The sequence below is a fragment of the Clostridium felsineum DSM 794 genome (genome assembly GCF_002006355.2).
GTDB lineage: Bacteria > Bacillota > Clostridia > Clostridiales > Clostridiaceae > Clostridium_S > Clostridium_S felsineum.
Map to the genome: position 1 here is coordinate 1,879,329 of NZ_CP096980.1, position 21,493 is coordinate 1,900,821.

The following is a 21,493-nucleotide window of genomic DNA, read 5'->3' on the forward strand; positions in this document are numbered from 1 at the left end:
TTTTAGTGTATATTTAAAAATAATATTATGGAGAAGGTAGTAATTGTTATGAGAAGAAGAATAAAATTTAAAAAAATATTTAATAGAATAAATGCGTTAAGGGTAGTAGTCATATTAGTGTTTTTGGCAATTACTATTAAACTTGTAAATCTTCAAATAGTACAGAGTGATTCTTATAAGGCAGAGGCTAATAATACAGCACATAAATTTATAAAAGAAGCAGCCCCAAGAGGAGAAATAACAGATTCGACTGGAGCTACTCTTGCAACAAATAAGCAAAGCTTTGATGTAACATATCTTCAAACTGAGAATAACAATAGTGATTTTTATAATATAATGGCTAAGTTATTTTATATATTGGATAAAAATGGTGAAAAGCAAAATGATAGTTTTGCACTTAAGGTAGATGATAATGATTATAGATTTGATTTTAGTACTACAGATGATGGCGAAACAAGAAAAATGCAGCTTAGATTTCTTAAGGATAGAGGTTTTGAAGAAGGCATTATAAAAAAATTATATAAAGGCAAATCAAAAGAAAGTGACCTAGATTCTTCACAAGTTGCAAAAGTTAATGATGAGCTTCTTAAGATTTCGCCAAAGAAAGCTTTTGAAACCCTTGTTAAAAATTATAAAATACCAAAAGCATATAAGGTAACAATAGATGGACAAACTATAAAAAAGAATTGTGATGTTAATGATGTTAGAAGATTTATGGCAGTAAAAGATGCAGTGAAAATGAATACTTATTCGGGATATAAACCAGTTACAATAGCGAGCAATGTAAAACAAGATACGTCATTTACTATTCTTCAAAAGGCAAATGAACTTGGAGGAATAGATGTAACAGTTGATCCTATAAGGTATTATCCTTATGGAAAACTTGCATCAAATGTTCTAGGTTATATAAGTAAAATAGCACCTGCAAGCGCTGGTGAGTCAGATAACTACAAGGAAAGGGGCTATGATGTAAATACTGATTTAATTGGTACATCTGGTATAGAGTCAGCACTTGAGGATAGGCTTAAGGGAACCTCTGGTGGAAGAATTGTTGAGGTAAATAAGCAGGGAAAAATTACAGACGAGCTTGCTAAAAAAGATCCATATCCAGGTCAAAATGTGCAGCTTACAATAAATAAAGATGTACAGTATGCAGCAGAACAATCACTTCTAAATACTATGGCTGATTTAAGGAAGAAGGGCTCTACAAGTTCAGGCAGTGGGGTATCTTATACTGAAAATGCTACAAGAGGAGCGGCTGTTGCAATAGATGTAAAAACCGGTGGGGTTTTGGCTTTAGCAACTGAGCCTAACTTTAATCCTAATGATTTTTCAGATCCAAATGGTCTTTCAAAAGAAGCTATAGAAAAATATTTTTCTACGGATGTAATTGCTAAAGCAAAAGCTATAGGGGTTCCAGAGAACCTTTATGATACCTTATTTCCTGTAAGCAAAAGTGATAAAAATGTAAGAATTGATAAGTATGATTATCTTGCAAAGAATCTTTATGATTATTCTAGACTCTCATTAATACCGCCAGGTTCAACTTTTAAACCACTAACGGCTATAGCAGGTCTTGAAACTGGTGTTATAACAAGAAATACCACAATTGATGATGAAGGCTTTTTTAATGATGGAATGGGATATAATCCTCAGTTTAAAGCAGATGGACCTCAAGGAAATAATAATTTAATAGGGGCCATAGCAAAATCAAGTAATGCATATTTTATGACAGTAGGGCAGAGGTTAAGGGCAGCCTATGGAAGTGATATTTTAGCTAAATATGCTTGGAAATTTGGCTTAGGTGTGCCTCCAAATTCTAACATAAATCCATCTACTGGAATAGAAATTCAGGAAAATTTTGGACAGGTATATAATTCATATACTAGTAAGAATAGCTTTGGACAACAGGGCGAATGGAATATAATGGAGAAGCTTCAACAGGGTCAATATCTTAAAGGATCATCTCTAAACCTCTATACAGGAGATAATGATTCTAAAGCTGTTTCTGATCTTAAAGCTTCTATAAAGGCAAATATAAAGGATTCTATATTTACAGGAAAACCCAATAGAAGTAAAATGGAAGATCTTATAGAAAATCTTATAAGTAAAGATCCATCATATAAGGGTAAGACATTTTCAAAAGCAGATATAGATGCTTTTACTAGTGGTATAGTACATGATGAGGCAGATGAATATTCTCAAGCAACGTTACCTTACAATATTTATAATGCATCTATTGGACAGGGTATAGATGAGTTTACACCACTTCAACTTGCAAATTATATTGCAACTATAGCTAATGGAGGGAAAAGGTACAAGGTACATCTTGTAGATAAGGTTACAGATGCCAGTGGAAAGGTTGTATATCAAAATAGGCCAGAGGTAGTTGAAGATACAGGTGTTAGTAAGGCAAATATTGCAGCAGTAAAAGAGGGAATGAATGCAGTTAATGATAGAGGTACAGCAGCAGGAGCTTTTGATACATTCCCAATACCAGCGGCAGGAAAGACAGGAACGGCAGATCCGTATAGTTCAGAGGTTGAAAGAAGTATAATGAGATCTTCTTATGCCCTCTATGTTGGTTTTGCACCTAGAGATAACCCCGAGATAGCTATAGCAACAGTTGTATTTGACGGTGGCTTTGGTACAGGAATTACCTCAATTGGGAAAAATATGTATGAAGCTTATTTCAAAAATGAACTTAAACAAAAATATAATTTCAATTTTGATACAGATGTTGATGCAAAGCCTGAAATTGATGATAATCAAAATAAATAATTATAGTATTTTCCATAAAAAAACTCGCAGTTTAAAATGCTGTGAGTTTTTTTATTATATAGATGTTACATAATTTATCTTCTCATGGAAATAATATTATAAAAGTTCTTCTTTGAGAAGGGATGTAAAATAGATGAAAAAAAGAGTAAAATCCAAAAAAATAGTTTATAGATGTGATGTTCTAATGGCTGTAGGGATACTACTTTTTTTATGCATTACGTTTAAGCTTATAAATCTTCAAATAACTCGAAGTGTTTTGTATAAAGCAAAGGCAAACATTGCCTCACATAGATTTATAAAAGAGTTTGCACCAAGAGGACAAATAATAGATGCTACCCAAACGGTTTTGGCAACCAATAAACAAAGTTTTAATATTACATATATTCAAACTGATGATAATAAGACAGAGTTCTATAATACGGCAGCTAAGGTATTTTATATTTTAGATAAAAATGGTGAAAAGCAAAATGACAAATTTGAACTTAAGCTTGATGGCGGATATAGGTTTGATTTCAATACATCAGATATAGAAAAAATAAAAAGGATGAAGCTCAGATTTCTAAAGGATAGAGGCTTTGAGGAAGATATTATAAAAAATATGTACAAAGGAAAAAGGAGAGAAATAGAACTTACAGAGTGTGAAAAAAAACAAGTAGATGATAAGCTGCTTAAAATATCAGCCAAAGAAGCTTTTGAGAAATTGATTACATATTATGAAATTCCTAAAAAATACTCAATAACAGTTGGCGGACAAAAAATAATTAAAATTTGTGATTTGGAAGATTTAAGAAGGTTTATGGTAGTTAAAGATGCAGTTAAAATGAATATTTATTCAGGATATAAACCAGTTGTCATAGCAAAGAATGTAAAAGAAGCTACAGCTTTTGAGATTCTACAAAAATCAAATGAACTTATGGGAATAAATATATCAGTAGAACCTATAAGATATTATCCGTATGGTAAACTAGCATCAAATGTTTTAGGATATATAAGTAAAATAACACCTTCAAATTCTAAAGAAATAGATGCGTATAAGGAAAAAGGTTATGATGTTAATACTGATTTAATAGGAATGACAGGAATAGAAGCGGCTCTTGAGAATAGAATGAGAGGTACTTCTGGAGGAAAAATAGTTGATGTAAATAAGTATGGGAAAATAACTGGTGAGATTGCAAAAAAAGATCCATATCCAGGTCAAAATGTACAACTTACTATAAACAAAGATGTGCAATATGCGGCAGAACAATCCTTGATAAATACAATGGCAAGGCTTAGACAGCGAAAATCTACAGTTACTAATTCTGGCACTGCATATTTGGGGAATGCTACAAGGGGAGCAGCTGTTGCTATAGATGTAAAAACAGGAGGAGTGATAGCTTTAGCATCTGTACCAAATTTTAACCCTAACGATTTTTCGAATCCAAGTGGTATTTCCAATGATGTAATAGAAAAATATTTTTTGAGCGATATCCTTTCAAAAGCAAAAGATATGAATGTGCCAGAGGAACTTTATAATACCTTGTTTCCTAAAGTTGGGGGAGTAAGGATTGATAAATATGACTATCTTCCAAAGCCTCTTTATGATTATGCAACATTGTCATTGATACCACCAGGGTCAACCTTTAAATTATTAACAGCTGTAGCAGGTCTTGAAACTGGAGTTATAACAAAAGATACAAAGATTGATGATCCTGGATATTTTATAGATGGAAATTATAAAGCAGAGTTTAAAGCAGATGGACCACAAGGAACTAATAATTTAATAACTGCTATATCAAAGTCGAGTAATACATATTTTATGACAGTTGGAAAATATTTAAGACAAAAATGTGGCAGTAATGTTTTGGCAAAGTATGCATGGAAGTTTGGACTTGGAGTACCACCAGAGTCCAATGTAAATCCTTCTACTGGAATAGAGATTAAGGAAAACTTTGGGCAGGTATACAATACTTATACCAGTAAAAATAGCTTTGCTCAGCAGGGTCAGTGGTTTATAATGGAGGAACTTAAAAACGAAAAATATTTAAAAGGTATATCTATAGATTTGTACACTAGTGATAGTGATTCAAAACAGCTTTCAAACTTAAAAATAGCAATAAAGGATAATATAAAAACATCTATAAGTACAGGGAAATTTGATAAAAATAAAATAGAGAATCTTATAGACAAACTTGTGAATACAGATAGCATGTACAAGAATAAAAAAATTTCAAAGTCAGATATAGAGTATATTGCAAGTTCAATAGTTAAGGTAGAAGAGGATCAGTACAATCAAGCTACTACTACATCCAATATTTATGGAGCAGCTATAGGTCAAGGAATTAATGAGTTCACACCACTTCAACTTGCTAATTATGTTGCCACCATAGCTAGTAATGGAAAGAGATATAAAGTTCATCTTATAGATAGAATTACTAATGTAGATGGAAAAGTAGTGTATGAAAATAGGCCGGAAGTTGTAGAGGATGCAGCAATTAAAAAATCCACTATAGATGTGGTGAAGGAAGGAATGAATGCAGTTGATGATAGCGGTACTGCTAGTGGTACCTTCGCTAAATTTCCAATATTAACAGCTGGAAAAACAGGAACAGCAGATCCTTATAGTATTGATACTGAAAAGGCAATAAAAAGAACCTCCTATGCTGTTTATGTTGGTTTTGCTCCTAGAAAAGATCCTAGAATAGCAGTAGCTACTGTGGTATTTGATGGTGGATTTGGAAGCGGAATTACTAATATTGCTAAAGACATGTATGAAGCTTATTTTAAAGATGTATTAAAAGAGAAAAATTTTAAATTTGATGTGGATGTAGATGCAAAACCTGAGAATTACAGTGAAAACAATAAGACACTTGAAAGATAGTAGATGATAATCAAAGAAGCTACAATTTTGTTAGTTTTGTATGCGGAAAATGAATAATAAAAGAAGGAATTTACAAAAAAATGTTGAATTATATTATAATCGAAGAAAGTCATTTCGATATTTTCCCTATATTTAGAATTAGCTACTTAGTATAGGATGTGTGGAGGGTTGGTATGATTAGGGACGGAATAACTATTAAGGGAAATAAAGAGGGATTAAATGTAATAATAAATATAAATAGTTTCAAAGATTTTGATGAAATGTTGGAGACTTTTATAGAAAAGCTATCCAAGGGAAAAAGATTTTACAAAGGATGTACACTAAAGATCACTACACAGCTGAGGGAAATAGATGAAAGAAATACAAGAAGGCTTAAGGATGTTTTATTTGATGAATTTTTGATAAAGGATTGTATTTTTGAAGATAGTGATGAAAAGAAAAACAAGGTATTTAGTGGAATTTATGAGGGAAGAACTAAATTTTTAAGAAGGACTATAAGAAGTGGGCAGATTATTAGATATTCAGGAAATGTAGTTATAGTAGGAGATGCTAACCCTGGTTCGGAAATTTATGCTGGTGGAAATATAATTGTTTTTGGTGTATTAAGAGGGGATGTACATGCTGGATTTAGCGGAAATGAAAAAGCTATAATTGCTGCCTTAAGGCTTGAACCTAAAATACTTCAAATTTCAAATAGAATTTCTAGAGCGCCAGAGGATGACAGTAAACCTGATTATCCAGAAGTAGCAAGACTTAAAGGAGATTCTATAATAGTTGAACCATATTCTCCTAATAAATTTATATAAAGATTCAAAAATGAGGAGATATCCTCATTTTTTTATGTTATGACTAATTATCCAACTATGGATTAAATTTACTTTTATTTTGGAGATTTATAAATAAAACTTAGACTAAAAATTAAACAATAACGAATAATAAAAGGGTTTTTTTGCTTTTTGTAGAATTATTTATAGTGTGTGAAAAATTCTTAAGAATATTATGTAAATAAAATAAAATGTTTATACATATATAAAATTCGCCTAACAAATATATTTAATGGAGGTAATATTAATGGGAGAAGCTATAGTAATAACATCTGGAAAGGGCGGAGTTGGAAAGACTACAACTACTGCCAATATTGGTACAGCACTTGCAGCAATGAAAAAAAAGGTTGTATTAGTTGACGGTGATACAGGTCTTAGAAATTTAGATGTTCTTATGGGTCTTGAAAATAGAATAGTATTTACGCTTCTTGATGTAGTAGAGGGAAATTGTAGATTAAAGCAAGCGTTAATTAAGGATAAGCATTATGAAAATTTGGCATTACTTCCTACAGCGCAAACAAGAGATAAAAATGATGTAAAGCCAGAGCAAATGCTTAAATTAGTAAATGAGCTTAAAGAAGAGTTCGATTATGTTATTATAGACTGTCCGGCAGGAATTGAACAGGGCTTTGAGAATGCTGTAATTGGTGCAGATAGGGCAATAATTGTTGTTAATCCAGAGGTTACATCTGTAAGAGATGCAGATAGAGTTATTGGCAAAATAGATGCTAAAGGAATAGAAGATCATCAAGTTATTGTAAATAGAATTGATTATGAAATGGTTAAGCGTGGAGATATGCTTGGTATTGAAGACGTTATAGATAATCTTGCTATAAAGCTTATAGGTGTAGTTCCAAATGATAAGCAAATAACAGTATCTACTAATAAAGGAGAGCCTATAGTATTAAACCAAACTGCCAACGCAGGCAAGGCATTTAGAGATATTGCTAGAAGAGTTCTTGGTGAAGAGGTTCCTTTTGAAAAATATGAAACCCCAACAGGATTTATTGCAACAATTAAAAAACTATTTAATAAATAATAGGAGGTAGGGAATATGGATTTGTTTAGTTTTTTTTCTGGAAAAAATTCGTCCAAGCAAGTTGCTAAAGAACGATTAAAGTTAATACTCATACATGATAGAGCAGATTTATCTCCTGAATTATTAGAGCTTATAAAAGGAGAAATCTTAAATGTAATTACAAAATATGTAGAGATAGATAATTCTGATATTGAAGTAAAGCTTACTAGAACTGATGTGGAAGAAGGAAACTCTCCAGCGTTAATTGCAAATATACCTATTAGATCTATGAAAACTAGAAAACAATAGAGTTATAATTAGAAGGCTGTGTATGTCTATATTCAAAGTTGTTTACAGTAAATTAATTATTTGTGTATAGAACTCTAATATAAGTGCATAGCTTTTTCTTTTTTTTGTGGTATAATCATAAAAGTGGAGGGAGAAGACATGATATTAAATAAACTAAAAATTGATAAAAGAGAACTAAAACAAATAGATTTTTTAATATTGATAATACCCATAGTAATTGCTATATATAGTTCACTCAATATTTACAGTGCAGTTCATAGAATTAGCTCACTTTCAAATACTTGGGAACTTCAACTAATATGGTGCGTGATGGGGTTAATTGCTATATACCTAATAATTAAAATGGATTATAATTTTTTTAAAAACTATGCCGAGATTATATATGGATTATCTATTGTGCTTCTTATAATTAATGATTTCTTTGGAAGTACAAGAAATGGTGCTACAGGATGGATTGCTATCGGTCAAAGAGCTATTCAACCTTCTGAATTTGCAAAGGTTGCTTTAGTCATTATACTAGCAAAGAGATTAGATGGTATGAAGGATGGAATAAACACTGTAAAGAACTTTTTTATAATATTGTTATACGCAGCAGTGCCTACAGCACTTGTTTTAATTCAACCGGATATGGGAATGGCAATGGTGTATTTCTTTACAGTACTTGGAATTGTTTTTGTAGCAGGACTAGACTTGAGGGTTATTTTAGGTGGAATATTTGGTATTATAGTTGCAGTGGTTGGAATTTGGAACACCTCACTTATGCAGCAATACTGGAAGGCAAGACTGACAACCTTTTTGAATCCAGAGCAATATAGTTCTTCCACAGGACTTCAATTGATTCAATCTCAAATAGCTATAGGTTCTGGCGGTATACTTGGAAAAGGTTTCTTAAAAGGAACTCAGATACAAGGCGGATATATTCCTGAAAACTACACGGATTTCATATTTTCTGTAGTTGGAGAGGAATGGGGACTAATTGGTGCAATAGTACTAATGCTTCTTTATATTATTTTAATATACAGGATTATTAAAATGTCTAAAAATTCAAAGGATACCTTTGGAAAAGTATTTTGTGTTGGTATGGCGTCAACGCTTTTATTCTCAATATATCAAAACATGGGAATGACCATAGGAATAGCACCAATATCAGGACTTACACTTCCATTTATGAGTTATGGAGGAAGTGCTATGTTTACCGCTTTTATATCTATTGGTATTGTACTTAGTATAGGAATAAGAAAGAATAAAATTAACTTCTAATAAAAAACTTTTAAATAGTAAAATGTACCCCCTAAAAGAGACAATTAAAAATGTCTGTTCTAGGAGGTATTTTTTTATTTTAATTGCTAAGTTTTTTTATTATAAAACCTAATGTAAGTAATAAAAGATAAAAAATAAAATATATATATACAAGGAAATTAATTTAAGAGGTTGTTTCTGGAAAATGATTTTTAAAGAGGATAATTAAAAATCTAAGCTCCATTTTGAAGCAGCCTTTTAATTATTTTGTTACTAATTTTAGAAGTTATATGTTTGTAAAGCTAAATAAACATAAATTTCAAGGCTTCAATAGGTTAACTAAAGTATTAAGGGAGGATAAAATGGGAAATTACAATTCTCAGTACGAAAATTATTATAGGAATTTACAAAGTAGGGGAAGTAGAACTAATAGTTATTATGGAGGAGGGATAAAGAAAGGCAATTTCGGGGGATGGATAATAAAAAAATTGGAATTTCAACTGGTAGGAACTTTAGTAATGTTCATACTAATATTAGGATTGAGGCAAGTTGTAACACCAGAAACTAAATCTATTTGTGATTATATTAAATACACTCTTTCTTACAATTATAATTATGAAGAAACCCTTTCTTATATTGAGGGCATTAACTTAAATGAGGTGGAAGCTTATGCTAATAACATAAATGTTGATTCTATCAAAAACCAGTCGGTTGGGTATATTGAAAATTTAAGGTCAAAAATAACAGGTGAAAAGACCTTTTCTACAAAAATAAAGCAGGAATATACCGTGCCACTTAAAGGAAAAGTTGTTTCTGGTTTTAAAGATAAGGATAAAGGTATTTCAGGAAATGAAGGAATAAACAATGGTGTAGATATCGAAGTTTTAAAAGATTCAGATGTGAAAACCGTATATGATGGAACAGTTGAAAAAGTAGGAGAGGATAAAAACTTTGGAAAGTATATTTTGGTAGATAATGGTGATGGTATTGAAAGTAAATACTCCAATATGGATTCTTTTGAGGTTGAAAAAGGTGATGGAGTTACTAAAGGAGAAGTTTTAGGTAAGGTAAAAAAGAATGATGAAAAAACTAAATCATATTTACATTTTGAAATAATGTATATGGGAGAAAATCAGAATCCAGAAGATTATTTTACATTTAATTAGTACTAAAGCAATGTTTCGGAGTGATTAATTGTTTAAATTAAGCAAATACTTTATTCCATATATGATAATTTTATTTTTTATAGGGTTTAGAGGCGAACTTTTTAGTGTTATTATTTTAGTTATTATACATGAAATTACACATTATGTAACTGCCAGAATATTTGGGTTCAGCGGTTTCGATGTAGAAATATTGCCTTTTGGTGCAGTACTTAAGCTTAAAAATATTGATTATGCAACTCAAAAGGAAGATATTATTATTTCTTTATCTGGACCTATTTTAAACTTGATTCTGGCAGTTATTTTTTATGTTATATTTAAAGATAGCGGCAGAAGTGTATATTATTCGCTATATGTTACAAATTTATCGCTGGGTATTTTTAATTTAATGCCTGCATATCCGCTAGATGGTAGTAGAATTTTAAAAAATATACTGTCTGAAAAAATTACTTATAGAAATGCAAGTGAGATAAGTATATATGTAAGCATATTCATAGGAGTAATATTTCTTATAATTTCAATTTTTAGTTTTTTCTTTAACGTAAAAAATTTCAATATGTTGATAGTTGCTTTCTTTATACTGTTCTGTTCTTTTAAGGAGAAGGGAAGGATGGTTTATATTGTTATGGGCGATATAGTAAGAAAAAAAATAATATTTTTACGAAAAGGGTATATTGAAAATAGGATGATTTCTGTTTCTGTGGAAAATAATCTCTTAAATGCATTAAAAGTAGTAGATAAAAATAAATACACAGTAATAACAGTTTTAGACAAAGAGATGAGAGTTATTGATGTAATATATGAGGATGAAATACTTGAAGCTCTGAAGAATTATGGAAATATTACCTTTGCAAAATTGGTGGAGTTAAGGGAGAGCAATGAGTAATATGAATTTTATTGTTGAACATTTTTTTAACTATGTGTTAGAATATAAAAATGAGTGATTTTTAGGAGGAAAATAAATGAATAACATTATTGATGATGTTTTATTTAGAGTAGAAAAACCTGCAAGGTATATAGGTGGGGAGTTTAATTCTGTTATAAAGGATAAAAACAAGGTAGATGTAAGATTTGCTTTTTGCTTTCCTGACGTATATGAAGTTGGAATGTCTCACCTCGGAATGAAGATATTATACCATGTTTTAAATAAGAGAGAGGATACTTATTGCGAAAGAGTTTTTTCACCATGGCCAGACATGGAAAAATTAATGAGAGAAAATGATATACCACTTTATGCGCTTGAAACGAAGGATCCTATAACAAACTTTGATTTCATAGCTTTTACACTTCAATATGAGATGAGCTATACTAATATATTAAACATGCTTGATCTTGCAAAAGTTAAGGTAAGAGCTTCTGAAAGAGGAGAGGATGATCCTATTATTGTTTGTGGTGGACCATGTGCATATAATCCTGAACCGCTTTACGATATAGCAGACATTTTTTCTTTAGGAGAAGGGGAAGAACATTTAAGTGAATTAGTTGATTTGTATAAGAAGTGCAAAAGAGATAAATTAACTAGAAAAGAGTTCTTAAGATTAGCAGCTAAAATTGAAGGAACGTATGTGCCATCTCTTTATGAAGTATCCTATAATGAGGATAATACTATAAAAGAATTTAAGCCTTTATATGATGATGTTCCAAAGAAGGTTAAAAAAAGAATAATAACAAATTTTAATGATGTAGTATATCCAGATGATTTTATAGTACCATATAGCGAAATAGTACATGATAGAATTATGCTTGAAACCTTTAGAGGGTGTACAAGAGGATGTAGATTTTGTCAAGCAGGTATGATATATAGGCCAGTAAGAGAAAAGACAACAGACAAACTTATGGAGCTTGCTGATAAAATAATAAAAAATACTGGATATGAAGAAATGTCATTAACATCTCTTAGCATATGCGATTATTCAGATATTAAAAATCTTGTTTATGGTTTAATTGAGAAATATAAGGAAGATAATGTGAGCGTATCATTACCTTCACTTAGAATAGATTCTTTTTCAGTTGATCTTATAAAAGAACTTCAAAAGGTTAGAAAGTCAGGTCTTACATTTGCACCTGAAGCTGGAAGTCAAAGAATGAGAGACGTTATAAACAAAGGTGTAACAGAACAAAATTTAATTGACTCAGTAAGCAGTGCGTTTAAAAATGGCTGGACTACTATAAAGCTTTATTTCATGATAGGACTTCCATATGAGACTATAGATGATGTAAGAGGTATAGGAGAATTAGGAAAAAAAGTAGTTGAGGAATACTACAAAGTGCCAAAGGAAGAGAGAAAAAAAGGACTTAAGGTTACTCTTAGTACATCAATATTTGTACCTAAACCTTTTACACCATTCCAATGGGCTCCTATGGATAATATAGAGTCAGTAAGGAAAAAAATAGTTGAATTAAGAGATGAACTTAAAGCAAGTCGTATGATAAATTATAATTGGCATGAAACACCTGTAAGTTATCTTGAAGCAGCTTTTGCAAGAGGAGATAGAAGAGTTTGTGATGTCTTAGTGCGTGCCTTTGAAAAGGGAGAAAAGTTCGATGGATGGTCAGAATACTTTAATAATGAGGTTTGGATGGAAGCCTTTAAAGAATGTAATGTTGACCCCGATTTTTATGTTTATAGAAATAGAAGTTATGATGAAGTACTTCCTTGGGATTTTATAGATATAGGAGTAAATAAAGAATTTTTAATAAGAGAAAATGAAAAGGCTAAGGAAGAAGTAGTTACACCAGATTGCAGAGGCGGTTGTACAAATTGTGGTGTTAATGTGAATTTCAAAGAAGGGAAGTGCTTTGAAGGTGCGATATTTAATAAAATACAGTAAGGGGTCAAATATAAAATTTGTTTCACATCTAGATATAATGAGGGCTATTCAAAGAACGGTAAAAAGAGCTGGACTTCCTGCTGAATATTCTAAGGGATTTAATCCACATATGTCAATGTCAATAGCCCAACCTCTTTCTGTTGGAATTTACTCGGAAGGTGAGTATTTTGATCTTAGGTTAAAAGAAGAAGTTTCTGAAGACAAGATAAAAGAAGCTTTTAATAATGCGGCGACTAGCGATTTAAGAGCTGTAGATGTAATTAAGATAGAAAAAGAGTACTACGATTCGGGTAAGAAAGTAGAAAGCTCTATGGCAATAATAGAAGCAGCCACATATATTATGAAGATACGTTATAAAAATATAGATAAGCTTAAAGAAGAAATTGAAAAGATTATAAAAAGTGAAGATTGGTCAATACTTAAAAAGACTAAAAAAAGTGAAAAAATAGTTAATATAAAAGGAATGGTAAAGAAAATTTCCTACAAGATAAAAGAAAATACTTTAGAAGTAGAAACTTTAATAGCTGCAGGAAGTCGTGAAAATCTTTCCCCAGACCTTTTATGTGAATACATAAAAACACATACAAGTGAAGTACTGGAAAATGTCTTTTCAGATATAAAAAGGGTTGAAATGTATGCACTTAAAAATAAAAAATTAGTGGAACTTTATAGGTATTTCGTTTAGTTTCTATGAAAAGTCCAGTGAGGTGTTTTTAGTGAAGAAGATTTTTATCGAAAGATGTACAGATTTTTTGAAAGTAGCTGTAGAGGAAGATGATGAATTTAAGGAATGCTTTATAGAGGATGAAAGAGAAGAAATTTATTCTGGACAGATATATAAAGGTGTTGTTAAGAATATAGTACCTGCTATAAAGTGTGCATTTGTTGACATAGGAAAAGGGAAGAATGGATACCTCTACATGGATAGTAAGTTCAATAATGTAAACATAAAAAAAGGCGATGAAATGCTTGTTGAAATAGTAAAAGAGAGCATAGGTAGTAAAGGTCCTAAAGTAAGTAATGCAATAACTATTCCAGGCAGATATTCAGTTATAATTACCCTAAACAAGGATATAAATATTTCAAAAAAAATATCTGATGTTAATTATATAAAAGAATTAAAGCAAAATATAAAAAAACCAAGTGATGTTGGGGTAATGATTAGGACAAATGCAAAAAATGTAAGCATAGAGGATATAAATCACGAAATAGAAAATTTGTATAAAATATATGTTGATATAAGAAAAAAGGCAGAATACTCTAGTAAGGTAGGAATTGTCTATAATGCAGGTGGGACCTTAGAAAGAATCATGAGAGACAATGCTGATGTTAAGAATTTAAGTGTTGTAGTGAATGACAAAAAGGATTTTGACAGCATAGAAAAATATATATCAACTAAAAATGATATGGAGTGTAATTTGAAGCTTCATGAAAACAAAATAAGTCTTATGGAATATTATGGCTTTGAAAAGGAAATAATAAAACTTATAGATAGAAAAGTTATGTTAAAATGTGGGGGGTACTTAGTAATAGATAATACTGAAGCAATGTATGTAATAGACGTTAATTCAGGAAAAAATATAAAAAATTCTAATCTAGCTAAGACTGCATTTTTAACTAACATAGAGGCTGCAAGAGAAGCTGCAAGGCAAATTATCCTTAGAAATTTAAGCGGAATAATAGTTATTGATTTTATAGATGTAAGTGATGATAATCTAAAAACTAAAATTATTAATATACTTAAAGAAGGGTTTCTTGATGATAAAAATAAAACTATAGTATATCCTTTTACAGAACTTAATATAGTACAGATAGCTAGGAGAAGAAGAGGAAAGTCTATTTATGATTATCTTGAAGAAAAATGTGACAGCTGCCTAGGAAGTGGACGCAAGCTTAATTTTGAGTATATGAAAAATCTAATGAGAAATAAAATTATAAGATTTTTAGAAGAACATGAAAAAGCAAAGAATATTTATATTCAAATAGATAAAAGATATAAAAATAAAATCTCTTTAGATGTAAAAGGCTTTGTTAACGATATAGGAGCGAATAAGCTATCAGTTTATATTGAATATAAGGATAACGTAGACGTATTTAAAATGAATTTTGGAGAACTTTTAAGCGACATGGAAAAAATGCAGCAATATAAAATTTATGGATGAAAAATTCTTTACAAAGTTTAAATGATATGGTACAATGGCACATGTAGACCGCACAAAACGGGTTTTGAGTAAACACAAATTAATGTGTACCCCTATTGGCGAGGCCGTAAATGAGGAGGTGTTTGTTAATGTACGCAGTTATAGCTACTGGAGGAAAACAGTACAAAGTTCAAGAAGGAGATGCAATTTATGTTGAAAAAATTGCAGCTGATGTTGATTCAACAATTGAACTTAACGAAGTTCTTGCAGTTTCAAAAGAAGATGGTTTAGTTTTAGGAAAACCTGTAGTTGAAGGAGCAAAAGTTATAGCAAAAGTTGAAGCTCAAGGTAAAAGTAAGAAAATTATCGTTTTCAAGTATAAAAGAAAGAAAGACTACAGAAGAAAAAGAGGACACAGACAATCTTATACTAAACTTGTAATCGAAAAGATTGAAGCATAATCATGATTGATGTAGTATTTAAGAAAAAGAATGATGCTATTGTTTCTTATGTTATAACAGGTCATGCTGAACGTGTGGCAAAGGAGTCGGAAAGACATCTTGAAAATTATGATGAAGAAACAGATATGCTATATGATAATGCAGTTTGTAGTGCTGTATCTCTTTTGGGTCAAGTGTGCATTCTAGGTGTTGAAGAGGTTTTACATATTAAAGTGAATTATTCTACCGAAGAAGGTTACATAGCTTTGAATCTTGAAAAATTAGATTTAAGTGATCTTGAGAGAGCTCAAGTTCTTATGAAAACTACATTGTTAGGTTTTGAAAATTTAGCGGAAAGCTATGATCAGTATATAAATGTTATCGTTGAGGAGGTGTAATTTATGCTTTCAATTAATCTTAGTTTATGTGCCCACAAAAAAGGAATGGGTAGTTCTAAAAACGGAAGAGACAGTGAGTCTAAAAGACTTGGAGTTAAAGCTTCTGATGGTGAATTTGTTTTAGCTGGAAACATAATTGTTAGACAAAGAGGAACAAAAATTCATCCAGGTGCAAATGTAGGCAGGGGTAAAGATGATACTCTCTTTGCTAAAGCTGATGGATTAGTTAAGTTCGAAAAACGCGGAAAAGATAAGAAATTTGCAAGCGTTTATCCAGTTGAAATTGAACAAAGCGTAGCTGAATAATATTAAGCACCCTTCCTTAAGGGTGCTTTTTTAAAATTTAAATTATAAAAAGAATTGAATGTAGGAATAATAGATACATAATCTATAAAAATTCTTTTATAGTAAAATAACTATTATACTAATTTAAAAAGTCAGTTTTTAGAGTGTGAATTTTACTAAAAGAGACTTTTGAAATAAAGTAAAAGGTAAAGGTGAGATAAATGTTTGTAGATAAAGCTAGGATTTTTGTTAAATCCGGAGATGGTGGAGATGGTGCAATATCATTTAGACGTGAGAAATACACACCACTTGGAGGACCTGACGGAGGAGATGGTGGAGAAGGCGGAGATGTAATACTTGTAGTAGATGCTAACATGACAACTTTGCTTGATTTCAAATATAAAAGAAAGTATGCAGCAGAAAGAGGTCAAAATGGTCAAGGATCTAAATGCTATGGAAAAGATGGAAAAGATCTTTACATAAGAGTTCCAATGGGAACAGTGATTAGAGATGTAGAAACAAATAAAATCATGGCTGATTTAGCGCATAAAGATGATAAGTTTGTAGTAGTAAAAGGTGGAAGAGGCGGAAAGGGTAATGTTAAATTTTGTACGCCAACAAGGCAAGCACCTAACTTCGCTCAACCAGGTATGCCAGGAGAAGAAAGGTTTGTAAATTTAGAATTAAAACTTCTTGCAGATGTAGGATTGATAGGATTCCCTAACGTTGGAAAATCTACTCTTCTTTCGGTATCATCAAAAGCAAGACCTAAAATTGCAAATTATCATTTTACAACTATAACACCAAATCTTGGAGTGATAGATGTACCTGGAATTACAAGTTTTGTAATGGCTGATATACCAGGAATAATTGAAGGTGCATCAGAAGGTGTTGGACTTGGATTTGAATTTTTAAGACATATTGAAAGAACAAGACTCTTAGTTCATGTAGTTGATATATCAGGTTCAGAAGGTAGAGAGCCAATTGAAGATTTTCTTAAAATAAATGAAGAACTTAAAAAATACAATATTAAATTATGGGATAGACCTCAAATTGTAGTTGCAAATAAGTCAGATATGATGTATGACGATGAAGCCTTTAATAAATTTAGGGATGAAGTTAAAAAACTAGGATATGATAATGTATTTAAAATTTCTGCTGCTACAAAAATGGGTGTAGAAGATTTATTAAAGGAATGTGCTAGAGTATTGAGTACAATACCAGTTACTGATATTGAAATATCAGAAGAAGAGAAATTTGTACCAGAAGAGAAACATTTTACTTACACAATTAGAAAAGAAGACGATACTTATATTATTGAAGGAACTTTTGTAGATAGACTTCTTGCCAGTGTAAATGTAAATGAGCCAGATTCTTTTAGATACTTCCATAAGGTTTTAAAAAATAAAGGTGTAATGGCAAAGCTTGAGGAAATGGGAATAAAAGATGGAGATATGGTAAGACTTAACGATTTTGAATTTGAATTCTTAAAGTAGGAGGAGATTTATATTGACTGGTAAACAAAGAGCTTATTTAAGAAGTATGGCAAACACTATGGAGGTTATATTTCAAATAGGTAAAAACGGAATAGATGAAGCTATTGTAAAGCAAATAAATGATGCATTAGAGGCTAGAGAGCTTATAAAAATAAATGTTTTAGAGAGTAGTGGATTACAGGCAAGAGAAGCTAGTGATATTTTGTGTGGACTTTTAAAATGTGAAGGAATACAAGCAATAGGTAAAAAAATTGTTATATACAGAAAATCAGAAAAGAAGCCTAAAATAGAGTTGATAAAATAATAAAGCGTGTAAAGTTTTATAATTAGAAGTGCAAAAGAGTGATAAAATGAAGAAGAAGGCTATATTTGGAGGAACTTTTAATCCTATTCATAATGCACATTTAAAAATAGCACTTAGGAGTTTAGAAGAACTTAAGCTTGATGAAGTAATATTTATGCCATCGGGAAATCCTCCACATAAAAATGAAAAGCAAATAGCTCCAGCAAATTTAAGATATGAAATGGTAAGAGAGGCTATTAAAGATAACTGTAAGTTTAAAATAGATGACTATGAAATAAAAAGAGAAGGATTCAGTTATACTTATAAGACTTTAGAACACTTTTCTTATGTAGAAAAAGATGTAGAATGGTTTTTTATAGCAGGGCTAGATAGCCTTATGGATCTTGAAAAGTGGAAAAACGTAAATATCATATTGAATTTATGTAAGTTTATAGTATTTAACAGAAGTGGCTATGATAAAGAGCAGATTGCAAAACAAAAGAAGATGTTGGAAAGAAAATACAATAACAGTATAGTATTTTTGGATATTGAGCCTATAGATATATCTTCTACAATAATAAGGCATAAAATTAGAAGAAATGAGTATATAGGTGATTTGGTTCCAGAAAAAATTTACGATATAATAAAAAAAAATAAACTATATGTTTGAAGGTGTATATTTTAAATGTGGTCATATGATAAAATTACAGATTATTTAATGGAGAATTTAGGTGAAAAGAGATTTAAACACAGTTTAGGAGTAATGGATACTGCAGTTGAACTTGCCCAAAAATATGGTGAAAATGTAGAAAAAGCCAAAATAGCAGGACTTGTACATGACTGTGCAAAAAAGTTATCTGGAGAAAATATTATTGAAATATGTACTAAAGAAGGCATAACATTAGAAGATGAGGAAAAGAAATATTCTTATCTTCTTCATGGCCTTGCTGGAAGAATTTTAGCACAAAAGGTTATAGGGATTTGTGATGAAGATGTACTTAATTCTATAGAATTTCATACCACGGGAAGAGAAAATATGTCCCTTTTAGAAAAAATAATATATATAGCAGATTACATTGAACCCACAAGAGATTTTGAAGGTGTTGATAAACTTAGGAAGGCAGCATATGAGAATTTAGATAAGGCTCTTTTGATGTCTTTTGATAATACAATTAAGTTTATAATTGATAAGGGTGGATTTCTTCATCACAATACTATAGAAGCAAGAAATTATTTGATTTCTAGAAAAGGGTAGGTGTGGCTTATGTATTTTAATAAAAAAAGGATAATATTAGTTTGCTGTTTTGTTGTGTTGTGTATAGCAATCGGTGTGGGTAGTTTTTTCTACGTATCCTTATTCTCTATTAATACTGATTCTAAAAATATAAATGTAGCGGCTGTAAAGCCTAAAAGTAATGAAGCAGTTAATATATTAATTACAGGAATAGATACAGGACGCAAAGAAAGCGAGTTTGGAGATTATTCAAAAAGAAATGATGCAATAATGCTGCTTCATTATGATCCTAAAGATAAAAGTGCAAATCTTATTTCAGTGCCAAGAGATACAAAGGTAACTTATGAAGGCAATACAAAGAAAATAAATGAATTAAGTTCTATAGGAGGACCTAAATATTTAGTTAATGCTATAAAAAGTAACTTCGGAATAAATGTGAATTACTATATTCAATTGGATTATAAGGGATTTCAAAATATAGTTGATTCTATTGGTGGAGTAAATGTAACTGTAAATAATAATATGAATTATGATGATTCCAATGGTAACATTCATATACATCTTAACAAAGGTGAAAATCAGAAACTTGATGGAAAGAAAGCTGAACAATTTATAAGATGGGAAAAAAATAATAATTCAAGTGAAAACATTGACAGTGATTTGGCTAGAATAAGGAATCAGCAGCAATTTGTATCAGCAGTAGTTCAAAATTTAAAAAGAAAAAGCATGATATTTAAAATGCCATCTATATTAAAGGCAGTTGCTAAGAATGTCCAAACCAATATGACCTCATCCGAAATGTACAAGTATGCAAAAGCTTTAGCAGCCGTAAAAGGTGAAAATTTAAGAGCTAAAGCGATAAGTGGTTCAGAAGTGTATATTGGTGGAAATACGTACTTTGTATATAATCACAAAGAGAATAAAAATATATTTGTTACAGGAAAGACAGAAAAAGTAACAAAGCCAAGTTTGAATTATAAAATAGAAATTTTAAATGGTACAGATAAAAATGGTCTTGCAAAGCAATATAAGGATGTACTTTTAAAGAATGGCTTTTCAAGTGGTGATTTTACTACAGGAAATTATCCTAAGAAGCCTGTTAAAAATACAAAAGTAACTTTGTATGGAATAGATGAGGGAGAGGTTCCTTATATAAAGAGTAAACTAAAGCTTAATAATGTTGAACTTATAAGTAAAAAAACTGATAAGTTTGATATAATAATACTACAAGGTGAAGATTTTAAATAATGAAAGGTTAAAAGATGAAGGATAATAAACTTGTATATTTTGTAGAAAAAGAACGTGAAAATTCTAAAATAAAAGATTATTTAAAGCAGGTTCATGGCTTCTCTACTAGGCTAATAAGGGGTGCAGCCTTTAGTGAAAGACTATTTGTAAATGGAAAAGTTGTAAGATTATCTTATAGAGTGGCAGCAGGTGACAAAATTGAGATAGATGTAAATAAAGCTGAAAGCCAGAATGTTGATCCTGAAAAGATGGACTTAAATATAGTTTATGAGGATTCTGATGTAATAGTACTTAATAAACCAGCTAATATGATAGTTCATCCTACTAAAAATTATCAGCATGGGACTCTTTCTAATGGATTATTGTACTATTTTAGAGAAAAGGGGGAGAATTGCATTGTTAGGCTAGTTAATAGGCTTGATATGGATACTTCAGGTTTAGTTTTAGTAGCTAAAAATCAATTTTCTCATATGGCACTTGCTAGAGATATGAAATTAGACAGCTTTAAAAAAGAATATATAGCTATAGTAAGTGGTAATTTAAGTGACACTAAAGGAACTCTAAATAAACCTATATATAAAGAAGAAACTGAGCCTATAAGAAGAGTTATAGATGAAAGAGGACAGGAAAGTATAACCCATTTTGAAGTTTTGGAAAGATATAAGAATGCAGATAAGGTAAAATTAATACTTGAAACTGGAAGAACTCATCAAATAAGAGTTCATTTGAGTAGTATAGGCAATCCTATAATAGGTGATAGCCTTTATGGAGAAGAAAGTCATTTAATTAAGAGGCAGGCGCTTCATGCATTTAAACTCCAATTTCCACATCCTAGAGATGGAAGAATAGTTAATATCGAAGTAGAACTTCCAGAAGATATAAGGGAGCTTATAGATGCAGTAAAAGGTGAGTAGAGAAGGAAATTCTCATACTCACCTTTTTT

General features: G+C 30.7%; 20 protein-coding genes. All 20 read left to right on the forward strand.

Going from position 1 to position 21,493, the window contains the following annotated elements; all coding sequences use genetic code 11:
- Nucleotides 1-48: 48 nt before the first annotated feature.
- Nucleotides 49-2,781, forward strand: coding sequence for a peptidoglycan D,D-transpeptidase FtsI family protein (locus tag CLFE_RS08795; protein WP_077893735.1), 2,733 nt, complete (start codon nucleotides 49-51; stop codon nucleotides 2,779-2,781).
- A 133-nt stretch (nucleotides 2,782-2,914) separates the two neighbouring features.
- Nucleotides 2,915-5,641, forward strand: coding sequence for a penicillin-binding transpeptidase domain-containing protein (locus CLFE_RS08800; RefSeq protein ID WP_077893736.1), 2,727 nt, complete (start codon nucleotides 2,915-2,917; stop codon nucleotides 5,639-5,641).
- A gap of 173 nt (nucleotides 5,642-5,814) precedes the next feature.
- Entirely contained in the window at nucleotides 5,815-6,447 is a 633-nt protein-coding gene (minC, locus tag CLFE_RS08805) for a septum site-determining protein MinC (protein WP_077893737.1), read from the forward strand.
- 265 nt (nucleotides 6,448-6,712) lie between these two features.
- Nucleotides 6,713-7,504, forward strand: a complete 792-nt coding sequence (gene minD / locus CLFE_RS08810) for a septum site-determining protein MinD (protein ID WP_077833461.1) — start codon at nucleotides 6,713-6,715, stop codon at nucleotides 7,502-7,504.
- A 15-nt stretch (nucleotides 7,505-7,519) separates the two neighbouring features.
- On the forward strand, nucleotides 7,520-7,792 hold the full coding sequence (gene minE / locus CLFE_RS08815) for a cell division topological specificity factor MinE (protein WP_077833460.1): 273 nt from the start codon (nucleotides 7,520-7,522) through the stop codon (nucleotides 7,790-7,792).
- A 138-nt stretch (nucleotides 7,793-7,930) separates the two neighbouring features.
- On the forward strand, nucleotides 7,931-9,052 hold the full coding sequence (gene rodA, locus CLFE_RS08820) for a rod shape-determining protein RodA (protein ID WP_077893738.1): 1,122 nt from the start codon (nucleotides 7,931-7,933) through the stop codon (nucleotides 9,050-9,052).
- 341 nt (nucleotides 9,053-9,393) lie between these two features.
- On the forward strand, nucleotides 9,394-10,197 hold the full coding sequence (locus tag CLFE_RS08825; RefSeq protein WP_077852459.1) for a murein hydrolase activator EnvC family protein: 804 nt from the start codon (nucleotides 9,394-9,396) through the stop codon (nucleotides 10,195-10,197).
- Between the two features lie 61 nt (nucleotides 10,198-10,258).
- Nucleotides 10,259-11,080 carry a site-2 protease family protein gene (locus CLFE_RS08830; RefSeq protein ID WP_250944756.1) on the forward strand — a complete coding sequence of 274 codons (822 nt, stop codon included), beginning with the start codon at nucleotides 10,259-10,261 and terminating at the stop codon, nucleotides 11,078-11,080.
- Between the two features lie 76 nt (nucleotides 11,081-11,156).
- Nucleotides 11,157-13,025: a TIGR03960 family B12-binding radical SAM protein gene (locus CLFE_RS08835; protein WP_077893739.1), complete on the forward strand. Its 1,869-nt coding sequence runs from the start codon at nucleotides 11,157-11,159 to the stop codon at nucleotides 13,023-13,025.
- Entirely contained in the window at nucleotides 12,994-13,710 is a 717-nt protein-coding gene (locus tag CLFE_RS08840) for a TIGR03936 family radical SAM-associated protein (protein WP_077833455.1), read from the forward strand. The genes CLFE_RS08835 and CLFE_RS08840 overlap by 32 nt, the downstream gene beginning before the upstream one ends.
- 31 nt (nucleotides 13,711-13,741) lie before the next feature.
- Complete coding sequence (locus CLFE_RS08845; RefSeq protein ID WP_077833454.1) at nucleotides 13,742-15,187, forward strand: ribonuclease E/G; 1,446 nt, start codon at nucleotides 13,742-13,744, stop codon at nucleotides 15,185-15,187.
- Between the two features lie 128 nt (nucleotides 15,188-15,315).
- Complete coding sequence (rplU, locus tag CLFE_RS08850; protein ID WP_077833453.1) at nucleotides 15,316-15,627, forward strand: 50S ribosomal protein L21; 312 nt, start codon at nucleotides 15,316-15,318, stop codon at nucleotides 15,625-15,627.
- A 2-nt stretch (nucleotides 15,628-15,629) separates the two neighbouring features.
- Nucleotides 15,630-16,004, forward strand: coding sequence for a ribosomal-processing cysteine protease Prp (locus CLFE_RS08855; RefSeq protein ID WP_077852455.1), 375 nt, complete (start codon nucleotides 15,630-15,632; stop codon nucleotides 16,002-16,004).
- 3 nt (nucleotides 16,005-16,007) lie between these two features.
- Nucleotides 16,008-16,310 (forward strand): 50S ribosomal protein L27, encoded by a 303-nt coding sequence (rpmA, locus tag CLFE_RS08860; protein ID WP_077833451.1) that lies wholly within the window; start codon nucleotides 16,008-16,010, stop codon nucleotides 16,308-16,310.
- 200 nt (nucleotides 16,311-16,510) lie between these two features.
- Entirely contained in the window at nucleotides 16,511-17,785 is a 1,275-nt protein-coding gene (gene obgE / locus CLFE_RS08865) for a GTPase ObgE (protein WP_077852454.1), read from the forward strand.
- Nucleotides 17,786-17,795: 10 nt separating this feature from the next.
- Entirely contained in the window at nucleotides 17,796-18,089 is a 294-nt protein-coding gene (locus CLFE_RS08870) for a YhbY family RNA-binding protein (protein WP_077833449.1), read from the forward strand.
- Between the two features lie 46 nt (nucleotides 18,090-18,135).
- Nucleotides 18,136-18,738 (forward strand): nicotinate-nucleotide adenylyltransferase, encoded by a 603-nt coding sequence (nadD, locus tag CLFE_RS08875; protein ID WP_077833448.1) that lies wholly within the window; start codon nucleotides 18,136-18,138, stop codon nucleotides 18,736-18,738.
- A gap of 15 nt (nucleotides 18,739-18,753) precedes the next feature.
- On the forward strand, nucleotides 18,754-19,323 hold the full coding sequence (yqeK, locus tag CLFE_RS08880) for a bis(5'-nucleosyl)-tetraphosphatase (symmetrical) YqeK (RefSeq protein ID WP_077833447.1): 570 nt from the start codon (nucleotides 18,754-18,756) through the stop codon (nucleotides 19,321-19,323).
- 9 nt (nucleotides 19,324-19,332) lie between these two features.
- Entirely contained in the window at nucleotides 19,333-20,550 is a 1,218-nt protein-coding gene (locus CLFE_RS08885) for an LCP family protein (RefSeq protein ID WP_077893740.1), read from the forward strand.
- A 14-nt stretch (nucleotides 20,551-20,564) separates the two neighbouring features.
- A complete protein-coding gene (locus tag CLFE_RS08890) occupies nucleotides 20,565-21,464 on the forward strand; it encodes an RluA family pseudouridine synthase (protein ID WP_077893741.1) in 900 nt (299 codons plus the stop codon).
- The last annotated feature ends 29 nt before the right edge of the window (nucleotides 21,465-21,493 follow it).

Coding starts and splice junctions, on each gene's coding strand:
- CLFE_RS08795 (WP_077893735.1), top strand. CDS start 49: ATGAGAAGAAGAATAAAATTTAAAAAAATATTTAATAGAATAAATGCG.
- CLFE_RS08800 (WP_077893736.1), top strand. CDS start 2,915: ATGAAAAAAAGAGTAAAATCCAAAAAAATAGTTTATAGATGTGATGTT.
- minC (WP_077893737.1), top strand. CDS start 5,815: ATGATTAGGGACGGAATAACTATTAAGGGAAATAAAGAGGGATTAAAT.
- minD (WP_077833461.1), top strand. CDS start 6,713: ATGGGAGAAGCTATAGTAATAACATCTGGAAAGGGCGGAGTTGGAAAG.
- minE (WP_077833460.1), top strand. CDS start 7,520: ATGGATTTGTTTAGTTTTTTTTCTGGAAAAAATTCGTCCAAGCAAGTT.
- rodA (WP_077893738.1), top strand. CDS start 7,931: ATGATATTAAATAAACTAAAAATTGATAAAAGAGAACTAAAACAAATA.
- CLFE_RS08825 (WP_077852459.1), top strand. CDS start 9,394: ATGGGAAATTACAATTCTCAGTACGAAAATTATTATAGGAATTTACAA.
- CLFE_RS08830 (WP_250944756.1), top strand. CDS start 10,259: ATGATAATTTTATTTTTTATAGGGTTTAGAGGCGAACTTTTTAGTGTT.
- CLFE_RS08835 (WP_077893739.1), top strand. CDS start 11,157: ATGAATAACATTATTGATGATGTTTTATTTAGAGTAGAAAAACCTGCA.
- rplU (WP_077833453.1), top strand. CDS start 15,316: ATGTACGCAGTTATAGCTACTGGAGGAAAACAGTACAAAGTTCAAGAA.
- CLFE_RS08855 (WP_077852455.1), top strand. CDS start 15,630: ATGATTGATGTAGTATTTAAGAAAAAGAATGATGCTATTGTTTCTTAT.
- rpmA (WP_077833451.1), top strand. CDS start 16,008: ATGCTTTCAATTAATCTTAGTTTATGTGCCCACAAAAAAGGAATGGGT.
- obgE (WP_077852454.1), top strand. CDS start 16,511: ATGTTTGTAGATAAAGCTAGGATTTTTGTTAAATCCGGAGATGGTGGA.
- nadD (WP_077833448.1), top strand. CDS start 18,136: ATGAAGAAGAAGGCTATATTTGGAGGAACTTTTAATCCTATTCATAAT.
- yqeK (WP_077833447.1), top strand. CDS start 18,754: ATGTGGTCATATGATAAAATTACAGATTATTTAATGGAGAATTTAGGT.
- CLFE_RS08885 (WP_077893740.1), top strand. CDS start 19,333: ATGTATTTTAATAAAAAAAGGATAATATTAGTTTGCTGTTTTGTTGTG.
- CLFE_RS08890 (WP_077893741.1), top strand. CDS start 20,565: ATGAAGGATAATAAACTTGTATATTTTGTAGAAAAAGAACGTGAAAAT.